Annotated in this window: 16 protein-coding genes and 1 pseudogene; 11 read left to right on the top strand and 6 right to left on the bottom strand. The window is 65.9% G+C overall.

Annotation, left to right across the window (positions count from 1 at the left end; all coding sequences use genetic code 11):
- Positions 1 to 30 precede the first annotated feature (30 nt).
- Positions 31 to 813, bottom strand: a complete 783-nt coding sequence (locus M2271_RS10845) for an IS630 family transposase (RefSeq protein ID WP_280886917.1) — start codon at positions 811 to 813, stop codon at positions 31 to 33.
- Positions 702 to 1,172 carry a helix-turn-helix domain-containing protein gene (locus M2271_RS10840; RefSeq protein WP_280886916.1) on the bottom strand — a complete coding sequence of 157 codons (471 nt, stop codon included), beginning with the start codon at positions 1,170 to 1,172 and terminating at the stop codon, positions 702 to 704. Before M2271_RS10840 ends, M2271_RS10845 begins: the two co-directional genes overlap by 112 nt.
- Before the next feature lie 516 nt (positions 1,173 to 1,688).
- Between M2271_RS10840 and M2271_RS10835 the strand changes: the two genes are divergently transcribed.
- From M2271_RS10835 to M2271_RS42490, 6 genes and pseudogenes are all read left to right on the top strand, one after another.
- On the top strand, positions 1,689 to 2,927 hold the full coding sequence (locus M2271_RS10835; protein WP_280886915.1) for a helix-turn-helix transcriptional regulator: 1,239 nt from the start codon (positions 1,689 to 1,691) through the stop codon (positions 2,925 to 2,927).
- A 743-nt stretch (positions 2,928 to 3,670) separates the two neighbouring features.
- Complete coding sequence (locus M2271_RS10830) at positions 3,671 to 4,111, top strand: helix-turn-helix transcriptional regulator (protein ID WP_280886914.1); 441 nt, start codon at positions 3,671 to 3,673, stop codon at positions 4,109 to 4,111.
- Positions 4,112 to 4,379: 268 nt separating this feature from the next.
- Positions 4,380 to 5,045 carry a YdcF family protein gene (locus M2271_RS10825; RefSeq protein WP_280886913.1) on the top strand — a complete coding sequence of 222 codons (666 nt, stop codon included), beginning with the start codon at positions 4,380 to 4,382 and terminating at the stop codon, positions 5,043 to 5,045.
- Positions 5,029 to 5,328 (top strand): annotated as a pseudogene (locus tag M2271_RS42500) (FAD-dependent oxidoreductase); the annotation flags it as partial. The gene M2271_RS10825 and the pseudogene M2271_RS42500, both read left to right, overlap by 17 nt.
- Positions 5,329 to 5,360: 32 nt before the next feature.
- A complete protein-coding gene (locus M2271_RS42495) occupies positions 5,361 to 5,609 on the top strand; it encodes a hypothetical protein (protein WP_348539159.1) in 249 nt (82 codons plus the stop codon).
- 94 nt (positions 5,610 to 5,703) lie between these two features.
- Positions 5,704 to 6,072 carry an FAD-dependent oxidoreductase gene (locus tag M2271_RS42490; RefSeq protein WP_348539158.1) on the top strand — a complete coding sequence of 123 codons (369 nt, stop codon included), beginning with the start codon at positions 5,704 to 5,706 and terminating at the stop codon, positions 6,070 to 6,072.
- A 33-nt stretch (positions 6,073 to 6,105) separates the two neighbouring features.
- Here M2271_RS42490 and M2271_RS10815 read toward each other — a convergent pair whose 3' ends face one another.
- The 4 genes from M2271_RS10815 to M2271_RS10800 all read right to left on the bottom strand — a co-directional run bounded on the left by M2271_RS10815 (position 6,106) and on the right by M2271_RS10800 (position 10,748).
- Positions 6,106 to 6,975: an aminoglycoside phosphotransferase family protein gene (locus M2271_RS10815; RefSeq protein ID WP_280886912.1), complete on the bottom strand. Its 870-nt coding sequence runs from the start codon at positions 6,973 to 6,975 to the stop codon at positions 6,106 to 6,108.
- A gap of 2 nt (positions 6,976 to 6,977) precedes the next feature.
- Complete coding sequence (locus M2271_RS10810) at positions 6,978 to 8,456, bottom strand: helix-turn-helix transcriptional regulator (protein ID WP_280886911.1); 1,479 nt, start codon at positions 8,454 to 8,456, stop codon at positions 6,978 to 6,980.
- A gap of 106 nt (positions 8,457 to 8,562) precedes the next feature.
- Positions 8,563 to 9,294 carry an HAD hydrolase-like protein gene (locus tag M2271_RS10805; RefSeq protein WP_280886910.1) on the bottom strand — a complete coding sequence of 244 codons (732 nt, stop codon included), beginning with the start codon at positions 9,292 to 9,294 and terminating at the stop codon, positions 8,563 to 8,565.
- Entirely contained in the window at positions 9,291 to 10,748 is a 1,458-nt protein-coding gene (locus M2271_RS10800) for a helix-turn-helix transcriptional regulator (RefSeq protein WP_280886909.1), read from the bottom strand. The genes M2271_RS10805 and M2271_RS10800 overlap by 4 nt, the downstream gene beginning before the upstream one ends.
- 381 nt (positions 10,749 to 11,129) lie before the next feature.
- On the opposite strand from M2271_RS10800, the gene M2271_RS10795 reads away from it, so the two are divergent.
- The 5 genes from M2271_RS10795 (at position 11,130) to M2271_RS10775 (ending at position 16,083) form a co-directional block, all read left to right on the top strand.
- Positions 11,130 to 11,642: a hypothetical protein gene (locus M2271_RS10795; protein ID WP_280886908.1), complete on the top strand. Its 513-nt coding sequence runs from the start codon at positions 11,130 to 11,132 to the stop codon at positions 11,640 to 11,642.
- Positions 11,642 to 11,836 (top strand): hypothetical protein, encoded by a 195-nt coding sequence (locus tag M2271_RS10790; protein ID WP_280886907.1) that lies wholly within the window; start codon positions 11,642 to 11,644, stop codon positions 11,834 to 11,836. Before M2271_RS10795 ends, M2271_RS10790 begins: the two co-directional genes overlap by 1 nt.
- Before the next feature lie 205 nt (positions 11,837 to 12,041).
- On the top strand, positions 12,042 to 13,043 hold the full coding sequence (locus tag M2271_RS10785) for a hypothetical protein (protein WP_280887036.1): 1,002 nt from the start codon (positions 12,042 to 12,044) through the stop codon (positions 13,041 to 13,043).
- Positions 13,044 to 13,219: 176 nt separating this feature from the next.
- Complete coding sequence (locus tag M2271_RS10780; RefSeq protein WP_280887035.1) at positions 13,220 to 14,659, top strand: amino acid permease; 1,440 nt, start codon at positions 13,220 to 13,222, stop codon at positions 14,657 to 14,659.
- Positions 14,659 to 16,083, top strand: a complete 1,425-nt coding sequence (locus M2271_RS10775; RefSeq protein WP_280886906.1) for a glutamine synthetase family protein — start codon at positions 14,659 to 14,661, stop codon at positions 16,081 to 16,083. Before M2271_RS10780 ends, M2271_RS10775 begins: the two co-directional genes overlap by 1 nt.
- Positions 16,084 to 16,254: the final 171 nt, after the last annotated feature.

The following is a 16,254-nucleotide window of genomic DNA, read 5'->3' as shown; positions in this document are numbered from 1 at the left end:
CCGCATTTGCCAAGTAGTAGACTGTCGCGACTAATTTTTGGGATAGAGGTGGCGCAGTCTGGTGCGTGCGTCGTGGGTGGTGAACTGCCAGTTCACCTGACGTTGGTCGGTGTTGGTGGCGTTCTGCCAGGCTGAGAGTTCGGTGTTGAGGATGTCGAGGTCGCTGATCCGGCGGTCGAGGCATTGCCGGGTCAGCGCGGAGAGTTCGATCTCGGCGATGTTGAGCCATGACCCGTGCTTGGGCGTGTGGTGGATCTCGAGGCGCTGGGCCAGGGCGAATGCCTCTTGTGGCTCGAATGCCTCGTACAACGAGGCGATGTTGTGGGTGTTGAGGTTGTCCATCACCAGCACCACGGTCTCGGCGTCGGGGTAGTCCACGTTCAGCAGCTGTCTGACCTGGCCGGCCCAGTCGGTCCGGGTCCGCCGGGACAGTGCCTGAACGCGGCGCCAGCCGCGCAGGGGTTCGACCCATACGAAGATGGAGGACGTGCCGCAGCGAATGTACTCGCTGTCCTGGCGGGCGTCGTGACCGGGGCGGGCTGGGAGCGGGTCGCGGGCATGGTCGAGGAGTTGGTAGGGCTTCTCGTCCATGCACACCACCGGACGTGCCGGGTCGTAGGGCCGGGCATAGACGGCGAGCACGTCTTCCATCCGGGCCGCGAACTCCGCGTTCGCCCGTGGCGGGATGGTCCAGCACTTTCTCAGGTGAGGGCGCAGTTCCGTTTTTTTAAGACCCGCCCGATGGTGGAGTGGTCCAGGTCGGGGATGTCCTCGGCCAGCGCGACGTACTTCTCCAGCAGCCGCAGCGACCACCGGGTATGGCCCTGGGGCGGCTGTGAGCACGCCAGCGCGATCAGCCGGGCTTCGACCTCGCCCGTCACCGGCGAGGGTACCGGCGGAAGGTCGCGCATCTTCCGCGCGATCGTGGCGTGAATATCGCCACCGGTCTCGGCGAAACGCTTGGCGACCAGCCGTAACGTCTCACCGGAGACGTTGAGCCGGGCCGCGATCACCGCCTTGGAATCCACGTGACCCACCGAGGTGTCCAGTGCAAGCAGTACCCGCGCACGCATGATCATCGAGGCCCGACGAATACCCGTCGTGGTCACCCGGACCAACTCTTCACGATCCTGCGCGGTCAGCCTGACCGGCCGCTTCTTCTGCGAACCCACAACGACAGTCCCGTCTGGTGAAAGGGAAGGAACCCACCAGACACCAGTCTCCCCAGACACGCCATAACTAAGCAGCGACGCCCTAGTAGGCGTTTCCGGCCAGCGTGGAGTGGTGCTGTGTTCGGTTCGCCGGTCAGATGGATGTGCTTGTGCGCGGTGGACGAGGAGCGTCCCTCCACCTCCATTGGCAACTGAGCGCGAGGCTACGATGCCACTGGGTAGTGAGCGAGACCGGACAATCTGTCCGTGGGTATCTGCGCCCCACCTCTTGACGCGACGTCGGTTCACCATGGCTGGATCCCGCCCAACCACCGCAAATAGCCTGATTAGTGCCGTTCCTGATGGGCGGCGCGGCTGGCGGATTGGGCTACTGGCGACGGCTGCTGCCCGCACATCACGCACGAGATCATCGGCAGCCGACGGCGTCCTCGTAAACACTTGGCGACGCGGCTCGCCAGGAGGGGCCTTGTCCGTACTCTGATCTGAGTGCTCCGTCGCGAAGGGATTGATCCGCCTATGGCTGAGAATGTGACGCTGGGCGACCGGCTCCGAATAGCCCGCAAGATTCGGAGACTGTCTGTCGCTCAACTCGCTCAGAAAGTCGCCGTATCACCCAGCTACATCGAAAAGCTCGAATCCGGAAAGCGGAAGGCCCCGCTCTCCTTGGTCCTGGCGCTCGCGAAAGCCCTGCACTTCGGCGTCGAGGTTCTCACGGGGCAGCCGTACTACGGCGAGCCGGAGGCCGAGGACGGCGTTCACGCGGTGATCCCGGAGCTCCGGCGGATCATGTTGTGCTACGACACGCCCGACGAGCTGGAGGCCGCTCCCCGCGCATTGCCGGTGCTCGCTTCGGAGGTCGACCAGGTCGCGGCCCTGCGCCGCGATGCGCGGTACGCCCCCATGGGGCCGCTCCTGGCGCCGATCATCACCGAGCTGACGCATGTGGCGCTCAGCGCCCAGGGCGATGAGGAGCGGACGGCTTTCTGGCATCTCGCCCGCGCCTACCGAGCGGTCAACTCTCTGGCGCACAAGTTGGGCCATCACGATCTCTCCACCACCTCGCTGGAGCGCGTCCGTTGGGCCGCGGACCAGTCCCGTGATCCGTTGATGCAGGTCACTGCCGCGTACCTGGTCACCGGGGCGATGCTCCGGCAAGGCGCCTACAGTTCCGCTCGCCGCAAGCTACTGGCGCTGCGACGCGAGCTTGAGCGGATTCAGCCGGAACGCTCGTACACGGAGGACGCGCTCGCAGTGGACGGCGCTCTCCTGCTCAAGCTCGCGGTGCTCGAAGCGCGGGAGAACAACCCCGATCGCGCGAGCGACTACCTGCGGGAAGCGGAGCAGGTGTCCAGGATGGCCGACGACCGTGATTCCCTCGCGTACGAGATGTCATTCGGGCCGACGAACATCCGCATCCATGAAGTGCACGCGATGATCGACATGGGTGACACGGAGCAGGCTCTGGCGCGGCTTGGAGAGTGGGCCCTCTCCTCTGGCGGCGAGTGGATGCCGCCCGCAACGACGGTTGGCGAGCGGTCAAGCCACCACTTCATCGACGTGGCTTCGGCGAAGCTCACGACAGGGGACAGGGCAGGGGCGTTCGCTGACCTTCAGCGGGCGCGCAAGGTGGCACCGAACCACGTCAGGTTCCACCCGTCTGTCCGCGAGACGACGTCTGCCCTGCTGCGGTTGGAGACGCATCCTTCCAACGAGCTTTCTGCATTCGGGAGTTGGGCGGGACTTACCACAGCCTGACGGGACGTCAAGGGGGTTCGCGGAGGAATCCCCCGGACAGTCTGTCCGCTCACGGAGCTTGCAGAATGGAATGGTCTCCTCACAACCAGTTGTGGGGAGACCATTCGCATGATGTCTGATGCTGACCCGAGCGCATCCGCCCCTATGCCCCGATGGATGCCCATCGGCGAGGAGCCCGAACTGTGCGCCGCAGGGCAGTGGTGGGACGCCATTCGCGCAGTCGAGGCCATCGGCCTCCGAGCGATGGACATCCTCACCGACGTCGGCGAACCCATGGGCCCTGTGATTCTCGCGCCCGAAGGCCCGGAGCCTCGTCTCTACTTCCTCGTACCCGCGGGTGCCGCCGCGGATTGGGAAGAGCCTGGGACGGTCGCCCTTGGTTTGAAGTGCCACGTCATCGTCCCGCCAGCAGGCAAGACCGAGCCGCCCGGTCTCTACTGGCACAGGTTGCCCAGTTCTCCCAGGGCTCTCACACAGCCCGCCGCGTTGCGTCGAGCCCTGAGTAAAGCGCGCAGAGAGCGCCGTGGGTCCGCGGAAGACCCGGCCTCGTAGGCCGCGCACATTCGAATCACGAACAACCTCGCTGCCGGTGCCGCCCAACGCACCAATAGGGCGACGCCCCCACTGTTCACGGACAACATCGGCCGGGCATAACGCGAGGCGCCCCATCGCCCCCATCGGTATCTCGGTTCACCAAGGAGAAGATCTCCGTGTCGGCACTCCGCACTGCCCAGGCGCCCGGGATGACGGGACATCCGCGTCGCTGTCACGGTTGCGGGTGCCACCTGAGTAGATATAACAACGACGCACACTGCAACGCATGCCTCCGCCTAGCGTGGGTGGAAGCCCCGGAGGCTCAACCGTGCGTACCGGAGCACGTCTGGGAGTCAAGTGAAGTCCAATTAGCCCTCCAGGAAAGAGACTTCGGGACTGTCTGCTTACTCGTCCGGAGACTCGGCTCGCTCCGGCAAGATGATCTGGCCACACTGACCGGCCTGAGCCAGGCCTTCCTATCGATGCTGGAATCCGGAGCGCGAAGACTCACCAACATCGACAAGATCGTCCTGCTCCTCGACGGCCTTGATGTGCCCATCGAGCTCACGGGCCCAATCCTTCGTGGCCCCAAAGCCTCCACCGCGCTCCCTCGCCAGCGAACCGCAGAGTCCGAGCTCGAGTCTGCGTAAGCCCTGTGATCCGCCAGCCAAGGGAGTCGCGTGCGAGGTGGGCGAGGGGCGTCGCGGGCCAGCCAATCCCGGTGCCCGTTTCCGGCCCCCAGCAGGGAGGGTGCGACAGGCGAAACATCGTCTGAGGGCGCGGTGATCTGGAACGTAAGCTGATCCCATCGGAGGGTTGCTCGTCGCCGACCGGTTCCGAGTGACGCGGGGAAGACAAGGTCTTGTACGTTTTCAACGGCGAGGAGCTGTCCTCGTCGAGCATGGGGAGCGAGAGCAAGTGATCTCAACGCAGGCATGGGCGGATGCTCGGCGGCTGTGGGATTTCCAGCAGATGGGTCACGAGCTGCGCCCTTGCTCCGTGGCGATCGGTCTCGGTAGCCACGACCTGGGAGTGGCCGACACCACCGCGGACCTCTACCACCGTGGCATGGCGCCGCTCATCGTCTTCACCGGAGCAACCAGCCGTACGACGCGTGAACGGATGCCCCGTGGTGAGGCCGAACACTATCAGGACCGTGCGGTGGAGCTTGGGGTTCCTGAGTGCGCCATCACCGTCGAGCCGAAGGCCCGGAACACTGGCGAGAACATCCGTTTCTCCCGCGCTCTCCTCGAAGAGCAGCGTGTTCCCGTCTCGTCGGTCCTGCTGGTCAGCAAGCCGTACGAGGAGCGACGGGCCTATGCGACGGCGCGAAAGCTCTGGCCGGATGTCGAGTGGGTGAGCGCCTCCACGCCCATGGCGCTCTCCGAGTACGTCGATTCGATCCAGGATGCGCGTCTGGTCATCGACATGCTGGTGGGGGCCCAGCAGCGGCTCATGGTGTACCCACAGCAAGAGTTCATGATCGAGCAGGAGATTCCCGACGACGTGGCGGCGGCTTTCGAGCGGTTGCGTAGCGACGGTTTCACGAGCCGACTCGTACCGGAAGGTGCGGAACGGGCCTGAGCTTCGGTCCACGCCGTCTCAGAGGAGCCCGCACCTGGCGGCAGGCTACGGTCGATCCGTGTCTGTGAGTACGAGGATAGTTGTTGTCGGTGGGGGCATCTCTGGGCTGACCACAGGTGTTGCCCTCCTCGAAGCCAGGTTTCCCGTACGTCTGGTGGCGGCAGAGGTCCCGGGTCATACGTCCCTCGCTGCTGGGGCGATGTGGGGGCCGTACCTGGTCGAACCGTGGGCACGAGTACGCGAGTGGAGTCTCACCTCCCTCAACGAATTCCGAAGCCTCGCAGACGACCCGACGACCCGACGACCGGCGTGCGCATGGTCAGCGGGATCGAGGCGGCTCGCAACCCAACGCCGGCGCCTGAGTGGAGCACGGTGCTGCCTGACTTCCGCATGTGCGAACCGGACGAGTTGCCCGCCGGTTTCGCAAGCGGCTACCGGTTCACGGTGCCTCTTATCGATATGCCGGTCTACCTGGAGTACCTGCTCCGCCGATTCAGGAACGCAGGAGGGACGGTGCAGCACGCGATGATCGGTTCATTTGACGGATTCGACTTGCCTCCGTAATCGTTAACTGTGCGGGTCTGGGAGGCGGGGATCTCGCTGGAGACCCTGATGTCCGACCGATCCGGGGTCAGCACGTGGTCGTGGAGAACCCGGCATCACGGAGTTCTTCTCGGAAGACACGGGTCTGTCTTCCGATCTCCTCTGCATCTACCCGCACGGCGACACCGTGGTACTTGGCGGAACGGCGCTCGACGGTGAGGCGGGTCTGCAGGACGATCCCGAAGCTGCTCGAGCCATCGTGGACCGCTGCGCTTCGATCAGGCCCGAACTGGCGAAAGCACGCGTCGTCGCCCACCGAGTGGGGACCAGGCTCAGTCGTCCCGAAGTGCGAGTCGAGGCGGAGGACCACGGAACAAGGATCACCGTGCTCCACAACTACGGACACAGCGGAAGCGGCGTCACGCTGTCGTGGGGCTGCGCACGCGAGATCGTCGGTATGGCGGCCACGATGAATACGCCGTGAATTTTGCCTGTTTTCCGAGAGCTCTGTGCTCCTTCAGGTGGCGCCCCATTGAGCTTGGGCATCCGCGTTTCTAAGCGTCTCTATACGATAAGACAACTGCTGGGCAGCAGCAGCATCTCCCTGATCCGCGCGCCGAATGAAGGACCCGAGTGTGTGTAGGTCTCGGATTTCACAGAGAGCCGAAAGGCCAGACCACTGCCGGATGTCGTGGCCATATCGTTCGCTGAAATCATCCAGCTCTCCGGCGCTTCGCCCGAAGCGGACTCCTTGGAACGTATTAGCCAAGTCGATCTCTCGCGGACCGAATGCCACCTCGTCCCAGTCTCCAAGCCTGACGTCCTGGTCGTCCCAGAGCGTGTTGCCAGGATAGGCGTCGCCGTGGATGTGCCCGTGCCCCAAGGGGAAATCGAGCTCTCCGTAAGCGTGGAGGAGTTCCTGCCTGCGCTCCATGAGCCACGCCCGCTGGTCCGGTGCCAGGTAGGTGCTGGATTCCACGGCGGTCTTGAGTGAGGCAAGCGGTTGGTACCTCGGCAGAGTCACCGGCGGGGACGATAGAGAATGCAGGGTTCTCAGTAGATCGCCCAGCCGTCCAGCCGGAGGCGCGCCGCGTGCGGGTTGCGGGTAGTGCCGCCAGAACGTGACGACATACGGCTCGTATGCCACCGGCTGGGCCACGTCGGCAGGCTCTGTCGCCGGAAAGTGGTTCGCGACGAGCCAGCGCGTTAGGGCGACGGCCGTTGCCAGGCGCCGCTGCTGCGAGACGGGGCTGACGCGCACCACAACGCCTTCTGCGGCAAGAAGGAACACGGAAGTGGCGTGGTGGTGAAGTGGGACGAGGGAGCGTTCTGCCATGCCTGACGCCCGGCAGGCCATGCGGGCGGCGGACTCGGCGGAGACCGTCATTGTCATGAGGTGAGGGCCTTCGCTCTCGTGTCGATCACTTGATAGCCGCGAGTGGCGTCGGCGAGCTCGCGAGCAACCCGGCTCCGGGCGAACCGAGGTTCTTCAAGAAGCCTAGCTACTTCCTGCACGGCGTCGCCGAGCTGCCGGATACGACGGTCGACCGGCATCTCCAGGATAGGCTGGAGTTGCTCGGCGGCTCCCTCGATCTCCCCTGCGGCGATGCGCGCAGTGACGATGTCGAGGCGCGCCAGGGCTTCGTCGCCATACGACCGCTGCTCTTTCGGGCCCATCTCGTACAGATCGATCGCGGCGGCGGCGTGCTGCTCGGCCCTCTCGTGTTCGCCGAGGAGAGCGTACGTTCCGCCGATGTAGTACTCCTGCTTGGCTTCCGGGAAGGTGAGCAACCCTCCGAATCTGGTGAGTCCGTTGGGGTCCATTTGCCGCTCGCGGGCATGCTCAAGTTCCTTGAGCGTCGCCAGTGCCGTGTTCCGGTCTCCGACGCGTGCCGCGGCCCTGGCCCCGATCGCTGCGGTCCTGACCCGGGTCTCGCCGACGGGGGCAAATCGGATTGCCTGTTGCGTGTACTCCAGGGCAGTGTGCCGATGGGTTGACCACTCCGCGATCAGCGCGGCGGTGCCCTTGACCCACGCCCGGAGATCGTCGTGGTCGGCATGCTCGGCGAGGGTCCCGGCTGTCTGGAGTTGGGCGACAGCGGAGTCCTGGTCGCCGAGATTCTGTGACGCGTGGGCCAGGAGTAGGCAGCTCGTGCCGGCGAGAAGGTACAACTCGCGAGTTTGACCCGGGGGTTGGTTGCCGCTCAGCAACGAGAAGAGTTGGTCTCGCGTCGACAGCAGGTCGTGGAAGAGCGGGTACAGCGGAGCGTGGACGTAGTCCGTCGCAATTCGGGTGATTGTGGACTCCAACCCCTCAAGCTCGACGTCGCTCACGTTGCTGTTCGTGACCACTTCCGCGAACTGCAGGGACTGGGCCGCAGCTTGTGTCGCGAGCTCATAGAGGTCCGCTGCCCGCTCGCCGGTCGCGACCTGGAAATCGAGGGCGGCCGGTCCTGGGAGCGGCAACGGCAGTGGCGTGAGGGCCACGTGATGTTCACCGAACGGTGGGGGGAGAAAGGCGTCGGGTGTTTCGATGCCGTTGAGGAACCGCGCGACCTTGTCGAGGTTCGTCAGTCGGCGGGTTCCTGCCTCGAGCATGGACAGGAAACCCTGGCTGAGCCCCGTCATGTGGGCCATGTCGTCTTGGCGGAGCTTCGCCCGCTCGCGGATGAGACGGCTCGCCCGCCCGAAGTCCCATTCCGTGATGGCGGATTGAACTTCGGGATGCTGCCAGACGGTGTCTGGAACGCGGCGTTGAAGGCGGGTGTCGAGACGCCTGCCGCGTGCGCACGCGGAACAGCGGTCCTCATCGTTGTACTGGCTTAAGCGGCATCCGCAGTCAGCGCATACGCGAGCGTGCCTTGGCATCGCACCCCCGTTTCTCGTCTGCGCCCGACAGCGTAGGCGGGGTACGCGAGTGCCGGTATCACTCATGTAATACGGGCAGTTGAGGCACTCTCGCGAGCAGCCGCCATTAGGCGCGGCCGAGGGTCGTCTCGATGATCGCGTCCAGGAGCCGTGGGACGTCTTCGAGACTATCGAGGACCACGTCGGCTCCGGCCGTGGAGAGTTCGGCGGCAGTGGTCTTGCCGGACGCGACTCCAATCACCGGAGCGCCGCCTTCAAGCCCAGTACGGACGTCTTCGAGGGAATCACCGATGATGACCGTGTTGGAGCGGCTGAAGGCGGTGGTTCCGTACTTCGCCTGGGCTCGTTTCTGTGCGACGGCGACGAGAGCTGGGCGGTGGTCGTCGTCCGAAGAGTATCCGCCGATCTCCGTGTCAAGGAACCCGTCGAGGTGGAACGCTTCGAGCTTCAGCAGCGCGTTGGGCTTGAGGTTCCCCGTGACGACGGTAGGAATGCAACCTGGTTGCGCGCGCATAGCCTTGAGCGCGTTCACGGCGCCAGGCAGGAGCACGCCTTGCTCACGAAGGTCGTCTGCGTGCGCGGCCAGGCGCTGCGGCAGGAGCTCCACCATGCGTGGCACCAGGCCGGGGACCTCTGCCTCGGAGACGCCGTTGTCCAGGAGTAGGGATCGAATCGCGAGGGGCATGGTGACGCCGGTGCCGCGGGCCGGAAGGCGTTCCGCGGGGCGGCCGACGACCTCAGCGAAGGTCTCCCGGTATACCTGCCGGTCGATATCACCGACGTAGAGCAGTGTGCGGTCGATGTCCCAGAGCACGAGAATCTGCCTGGCGTCGGTCAAGTTCGGCTCCCTGTCGCCCTCACGGTGGCGCGTCGCTCCAGTACGTCCTGAGCGTACGGGGTGTGGGCGACGGGCTGGAGTTGTTGGATCATGCTCGTGACGTGACTTTCGAACCGTGCCGACTGAAGCGTCTCGGCGAGGTCGAGGACCTCCTGTGCTGTGGCGCAGCCGGCTTCGATGTCGCCCTGCTCGATGTGGGCGGTCGCGGCGCGGGAGAGGAAAAGCCCTCTCGTGCGGTGGTCCGCTGGGTTGAGTGCCTCCCGGGCCTTCGTGAAGCTGGCGACAGCGTTGCGGGGGTCGCCGAGGTCGAGGTAGCAGCTGCCTGCCTGTCCGTGGATCTCGCCCTCGTTGACCCAGTAGAGCCAGTGCGGGTCGTGTTCGGAGCGGCCCTGGGCACAGAGTTCGGCGGCTTTCCCGAGCGCGGCGAGGGCCGCCTGACGTTCGCCGAGTTTGGCGTGCCCGCGGGCCTGTCGGGTCAGGAGCATCGCTTCGAGTGCAGGCGTGCCGAGTTTCCTGATCTTGCCGCGAGCCCGCTGTGCCGCGGAGACCGCGTGGTGCGGAGCCCCGGTGGAGTAGCCGTGGATGGCGATGTAGGACAGAGCGCCGGCGCCGAGCCGTACATCTTGTGAGGCCTTCGCGGCGCGGAGTGCGGCGTAGAGGTAGCTGAGTGGGCGGTCGCGGTCGCCGGAGTCGAAGACGAACCATCCGGTCTGGGTGGCGGTGTCGGCGATGATCGCCGCGAGCCGTCGTCCTGTGGCCTCGTCGTACGACGTTTCTTCCAGGAGGTGTTGGAGGAACTGGAGGTGGCGGTTGCCGAGACTGGTGAGGGTGCCGCTGCCGTCGCTCGCGTCCATGGTTCGCAGGTTGTCGGTGGTGCGTTGGAGACCATCGAGGAGGTCGTGGGTGAGGCGGCTTCCCTCTGCTGCTCGATGGAGGGGTTCGGCTTCGGCGGTGTCCCACGCGTTCACGAACGCAGTGAGGGCGACGCCGCTTGCGGTGAGGAATCGTCGACGGTCCATCGCGCTGCCTCCTGCCGCTGTGTCCAGTGCTGCCACCATACGGGCCGCGGTCCAGGGCAGGCTGGGATCAGCGTCGCCAGCGAACTGGGCTGACCGCTCCTGTGCTGCTGGGGCAAAAGCATGCGGTAGCGGAAGCGCAACCAGATCCGGGGGCACACCAAGGCCGGTGAGGAACTCGATGATCTTGTCGATGTTGGTGAGGCGGCGGTTGCCCTTCTCCAACATGGAAAGAAACGCCTGACTGAGACCGGTGAGGTTGGCCATGTCGTCCTGACGGAGACCACCGTGGAGTCGGATGAGGCGGCTGGCCCGGCCAAAATCCCAAGCATCGAACGCGTTCCGCACATCTGGGTCGTTCCAGATGCGTTCCGGGATGGAAGGGGTGTTCTTCTCCCAAGTCCGTGCGCGAACGCAGGCGGCGCAGAGTATGTCCATGTTGTACTGGCTCAGGGGGCAGCCGCAGCGATCACAGCGTCGCTGCGCCTGCTGCGGCACTCTGTACCTCCCCCGGCCGAGCGCCTGTGGTTCCCGACCTTTCCGGAGCCGGAATCACCTCAGTGATATCACCCTCGGAATGTGCCTAATCCCCTTTCGGTAAACAATCTTAGGGATCAGCCAACGTCCTTGTGACAGCAGTCGCTTGGTCAAGCGGCTCCGTCAGTGTGTCCGGACGCACAGGAGATCCCGGTGATTGTCTCGCCCGGCCGAGTTGAAGCCGTCCCCAATCCGCCTGCCGCCCAGCGGCCAGTCGCACCTGTAGTGCCACTGGCTGGCTGGCAGCGGTCGCAACGCCGCTTCGTCTTACCGGAGTCGGCAGTGACGCTCGCACAGACCGAACTGCTCTGGAGGATCCAGCTCGCGTCCCGTCCGCTGCCGCGACTCGGGCCCGTCGATGTCGTGCAGGTGGGACTGCTCGTTGAGTTACGTGCGGTCGAGGGTGACCGAATCGAGCCCGAGCTGTGCTCCGCGGGTGAATGGTGGGATGGCGTACGCGCCGTGGAGGCCGTGGGCCGGCGCGCGATCGAGATCCTCCACGAGGGTGACGAGCCGGTCGGCCCGGTGATCCTGGACGCCGGTGGGCCGGAGCCGCGGCTGTACTTCCTGGTTCCGGTGGGCACCGCGACTCGCTGGGAGGAGCCGGGAACTGTCGCACTGGGTCAGAAATGCCACGTTGTCGTGCCGCCTGCGGAGAGCACGACCCCTCCGGGGATGCACTGGCATGTCCTCCCGAGCGGCCCGCGATCGTTGACTCGGCCCGACGCGCTCCGCCGTGCGCTGAGCCAGGTTCGCAGGGAGCGGCGAGGGTCTGCGGAGGAAGCAGCCTCCTGATGGCCCTGAGCATCTCCCTCGTCCTGGTGCTCGGCATCCTCGTGGTCGTTCTGATCCGCGGGAAAACCGTGAAGCCCGGACCCGCGATCGTCTGCGTGCTCTTCGGGTTCTTCCTGGCGAGCACGTCCATGGCCCCGAACATCAACCGCTTCATTACCAGCATCGCGAACATGATCGGCCAGATCCGCTTCTAGGGCGGCCGACTCGGTGCCCAGCCTCCCGCCGCTCGGACAGCACTTCACCCATACCGTTCGCGGTCCCATCCCCCACATGTCTAAGGCCCTCGATGACATTCACGTCCATTCCGGACAGCGCGCCAGCTTGTACGGTCCGCACGCATACGAAGAGCGGTCCCGATCTCGCTCGTCGGCGTCGCGTTGTCCGTGGCGAGGGACTCTGATGCGTCTCGTGTATCACCCGGCCGGCCATGACGACGACCTGCGCGTGGCCCTGGTCGAACTGGAGGCGGGGCGTTGGAAAACGGCCCGGGATCTGCTGGCGAAGACAGACGGGCATTGGGCTCAGCGAACGTCGCGCACTCAGTTGCTGGCAGTGGCAGCCGCGCGGTCGGATGTGGTCAGCGTCTGGCTCGACGAAGAGCCGGGCAGCTACGACGCGCAACTCATGAGTGTCCGCGTCGCTGTCGAGAGGGCGTTGCGCGCACACCGCCAACGGCATCCGCAGACCTTCGAGTTCGAGATCAAGGCGCGACGTGATGCCTTGCTGGCGGCTCGTCGCGCGCCGCACGATCCCGTGCCGTGGGTGTGTCTGATGGCGTTGGCGCAGATCGACACACGCCAACTGCGGTGTGAACACCGCCTGATGTCCGCCGAACCGATGCTGCCGAGTGGTCCGTGGGGACTGCTCTACGAGGTCAACCAGCGTGATCCGTACAACCGCGAGGCCTACCATCGCGTGCTGCAGTTCATGCTCGCTCTCGATGCCCCGCGAGCCGCCTCCCTGGCCGCGGTCGTCGACTTCAGCTGGGCGGTGGCGGGGCAGCGGCCCGTCGGATCGCCACTGCTGCTTCTGCCGGTGTACGCGCTGATCGAGCAGCGCCGGGCCCGTGTTGATCCGCTGTGGCGGCGACAGTGGGCGGAGGAACCTGCGCTCAACTACACGCTGAATGCCTTCCACGACTGGTTCCAGAAGGCGCCTCCTGGGCTGTGGTCGGTGGCCGACCTCAACCATCTCGCCTACGCGTTATGGGCGGGCCACCGGTACCTGGAGGCAGCCGAGGTCTTCGAGGCGATGGGGCCCTATGCGGCGCGCGAGCCCTGGACGTCGGTGCACGACGGCGCAGCAACGGCAGATCCCGGCGAGGCACTGCTTCTTCGAGCACGCGCGGAGTCGCTTTCCTACGCCCGCGCTCACCGGCCCCGTGCCGGTCCGTACCCGTGATCGTCATTGAGTGCCGATTAGCCAGCATTTGGCATGCTCCCGTCAGAATTTCCGCCCCTTGATCCCCTGGAGGTAGTTCAGTGCCCCACTCAGATCCCACCCGCCACGCCGCACATCGGAAGTCCGATGACGCCTATCTTCGAGAGCTCGGCTACGAGCCCGCCCTGACCCGGCGCATGGGCCCGTTCGGGAATTTCGCGCTGTCCTTTTCGATCATCTCGGTCCTGTCGGGCTGCATGACGCTCTTCGGATTCGGGCTCGTCACTGGCGGGCCGGCCGTCATGATGTGGGGCTGGGCCGTGGTCGGGCTGATGGTGCTGGCCGTCGGTGCCGCGCTCGCCGAGGTCACGTCCGCCTACCCCGTCAGCGGTGCCCTGTACTTCATGGCCAGCAAGCTCGGTGGCCCCCGCTGGGGCTACACCACCGGCTGGCTCAACCTGCTCGGTTTGCTGGGCGGGATGGCCGGCGGCTGCTACGGGATCGCTCTGTTCACCGGCGCGTGGCTCAACTTGCAGTGGGGTTTCACCCCCACCCCGGAGAAGACTCTGGGTATCTTCGCGGTCATCCTGCTGCTGCTCGCCACGCTCAACCTCTTCGGCGTACGCCTGGTCAGCATCCTGAACTCGATCAGCGTGTGGTGGCACGTCACCGGTGTCGCGGTGATCGTCGGCGCGCTCGCCCTCGTACCCTCCCACCACCAGCCGCCCGGCTTCGTGTTCGGCGAGTTCAGCAACCACACCGGCTGGAGCAACCCGCTCTATGTCGGGCTGCTGGGCCTGCTGTTGGCCCAGTACACCTTCAGCGGCTACGACGCCTCCGCGCACCTGTCGGAGGAGACGGTGCACGCACAGGTCAGTGCCGCCCGTGGCATCGTCCGCTCGATCTTCTGGTCGTGGATCGTCGGCTTCGTGCTGCTCGCCGGGATGCTCTTCGCGATCCAGGACTACGCCGGCACCGTGGGCAGCGCGACCGGCGTCCCCCCGGCCCAGATCTTCATCGACGCGCTCGGACCCACCGCCGCCAAGGCCCTGCTGCTGGTCGTCATCGTGGCGCAGTTGTTCTGCGCGAACGCAGGACTCGCGGCTGCGTCGAGGATGGTGTTCGCGTTCTCGCGGGACGGCGCCCTGCCCTTCTCCAACACCTGGCGGCGCCTGAGTCCCCGCACGAAGACCCCCGTCCCGGCCGTCTGGCTCTCCGTCGCCGTTCCCTTCGTCCTCGCCCTGCCCTCGCTGTACTCCACCACCGCCTACACCGCGATCACCTCAATCAACGTCATCGGGATCACCCCCGCCTACGCCATCCCGGTCTACCTGCGGTTGCGCGCCGGCAAGCGATTCGTGCGCGGCCCTTGGCACCTGGGCAAGTGGAGCACGCCGATCGGCTGGACAGCGGTGGGCTGGGTCGGCTTCGTGACCGTGCTCTTCTGCCTGCCGCAGACCCGACCGGAGGGCGGTGAGCTGGTGTCCGTCGACACGTTCAACTACGCGTCGATCGCGCTGGTGTCGGTTCTGGCTCTGGCCTGGATCTCGTGGCGTTTCAAGGGGCGACGCTCGTACGAGGTGCCGGTCCAGAATTCCGACAGCTCGGCGAGCACGTACGAAGACGAGGTCGTCTGATGACGGGGGCCGCGACCGGCAACGGGACCATGGCGCGCCTCGCCACGGAGTCCACTCCCGCTTCGGGCGGCAACTCCGAAAAGGCCTTCTCGCTCACAGACCTGCGGAACCTCGTCAAGGCGGGCGCGATAGACACGGTCCTGCTGGCCGTCCCCGACCTGCAGGGACGATTGAAGGGGAAGCGGTATGACGCTGACCACTTCATCAAGCGGGTCGCACATCACGGCGCCGAGGCATGCGCGTACATCCTGGCCACCGACATCGAAATGAGCCCGGTGGAAGGCTTCGCGCTGACCTCATGGGATACCGGCTACCAGGACCTGTCCGTGCAACCAGCCCTGTCGACCCTGCGCGTGGTGCCGTGGCTGCCGCGCACCGCCATCGTGCTCGGCGACGCCGTGCACCAGGACGGAACACCCATCGACATCGCACCCCGCCAGGTCCTCCATGCGCAGCTGACCCGGCTGGCCCGGCACGGCCTGCACGCCAAGGCCGGGATCGAAACCGAGTTCGTCCTCTACAAGGGCACGTACGCAGACGCGGAACAGACCGGATTTCAGGGCCTGCGTCCATTGACGATGGAGAACCTGGACTACGCCCTCGACCACGATCCGGTATCCGCCCGTTTCCTCCGTCGTCTTCAGCGTGCGCTCGCCGGCGCCGGAATGCCCGTGGAAGCGATCAAGACCGAGGCCGGCCCCGGCCAGGTCGAGGTGACCTTCCCGTACGGGCCCGCGCTCACCGCCTGCGACCGGCACCCCCTCTTCAAACACGCGGTACGCGCCCTGGGGTCACGAGCGGGTCTGGCACCCACCTTCATGGCAGCCCCGGAGACCGGCCGGGCCAACGGCCTGCACCTGCACGTGTCGCTGTGGTCGAAGGGCATCAGCCAACTGCACGAACCCACCGGCGGACTGTCCCAGATCGGCCGGTACGCCGTCGCGGGCCTCCTCGACGGCTTGCCGGATCTGGGGCCGCTGTACGCGCCGAACGTCAACTCCTACAAGCGATTCACGCCCAGCGCGTGCGCGCCGACCACGTTCAGTTGGGGCCACGACAACCGCACGTGCGCCATCCGCGTTGTCGGCCACGGCGACGGCCTCAACCTTGAGATCCGCATGCCGGGCGCAGACGCCAACCCGTACCTCGCCCTGGCTGCGGCTCTGGCGGCCATCGACCACGGCATCGAACAGAAGCTCGCACTCAGCCCCGCGGAGACCGGGAACGCCTACAGGGTGGGCGGCACGCCCGTGCCGCCCACCCTCGCCCACGCCCTGGCCGCCTTCCAGAACAGCGCCTTCGCGGAAGCAGCCTTCGGCACGGATGTGGTCGAGCACTACGCCCGGCTCGCCCAACTGGAACTCGACCATGACCAGCGTGTGGTCACCGACGGCGAGCGGCATCGGTGGCTTGCACGCGCCTGAGCCCATCAGGCGCAGACGCCTCGCCATAGCGCGCAGATGACCAGGCCAGAGCGCGTTGTCAGTGGCTCTTGCCAAGCTACCCACCCGCACACAAACACCACCCAAAGTGTCCGACTGATTACAACTTGTGGTCTGACTGGATGGTTCAGCGAATGGAAGGACGCACCACCG

Origin of the sequence: Streptomyces sp. LBL (assembly GCF_029893585.1) — a bacterium.
GTDB lineage: Bacteria > Actinomycetota > Actinomycetes > Streptomycetales > Streptomycetaceae > Streptomyces.
This window is presented reverse-complemented; position numbering and strand designations above follow the sequence as displayed.

Bases quoted from the DNA above. Each gene is read 5' to 3' on its own strand.
- M2271_RS10835 (WP_280886915.1), top strand. From the start codon at position 1,689: ATGGCTGAGAATGTGACGCTGGGCGACCGGCTCCGAATAGCCCGCAAG.
- M2271_RS10830 (WP_280886914.1), top strand. From the start codon at position 3,671: ATGACGGGACATCCGCGTCGCTGTCACGGTTGCGGGTGCCACCTGAGT.
- M2271_RS10785 (WP_280887036.1), top strand. From the start codon at position 12,042: ATGCGTCTCGTGTATCACCCGGCCGGCCATGACGACGACCTGCGCGTG.
- M2271_RS10810 (WP_280886911.1), bottom strand. From the start codon at position 8,456: ATGCCAAGGCACGCTCGCGTATGCGCTGACTGCGGATGCCGCTTAAGC.
- M2271_RS10815 (WP_280886912.1), bottom strand. From the start codon at position 6,975: ATGACGGTCTCCGCCGAGTCCGCCGCCCGCATGGCCTGCCGGGCGTCA.
- M2271_RS42495 (WP_348539159.1), top strand. From the start codon at position 5,361: ATGGTCAGCGGGATCGAGGCGGCTCGCAACCCAACGCCGGCGCCTGAG.
- M2271_RS10800 (WP_280886909.1), bottom strand. From the start codon at position 10,748: ATGGACATACTCTGCGCCGCCTGCGTTCGCGCACGGACTTGGGAGAAG.
- M2271_RS10775 (WP_280886906.1), top strand. From the start codon at position 14,659: ATGACGGGGGCCGCGACCGGCAACGGGACCATGGCGCGCCTCGCCACG.
- M2271_RS10780 (WP_280887035.1), top strand. From the start codon at position 13,220: ATGGGCCCGTTCGGGAATTTCGCGCTGTCCTTTTCGATCATCTCGGTC.
- M2271_RS10790 (WP_280886907.1), top strand. From the start codon at position 11,642: ATGGCCCTGAGCATCTCCCTCGTCCTGGTGCTCGGCATCCTCGTGGTC.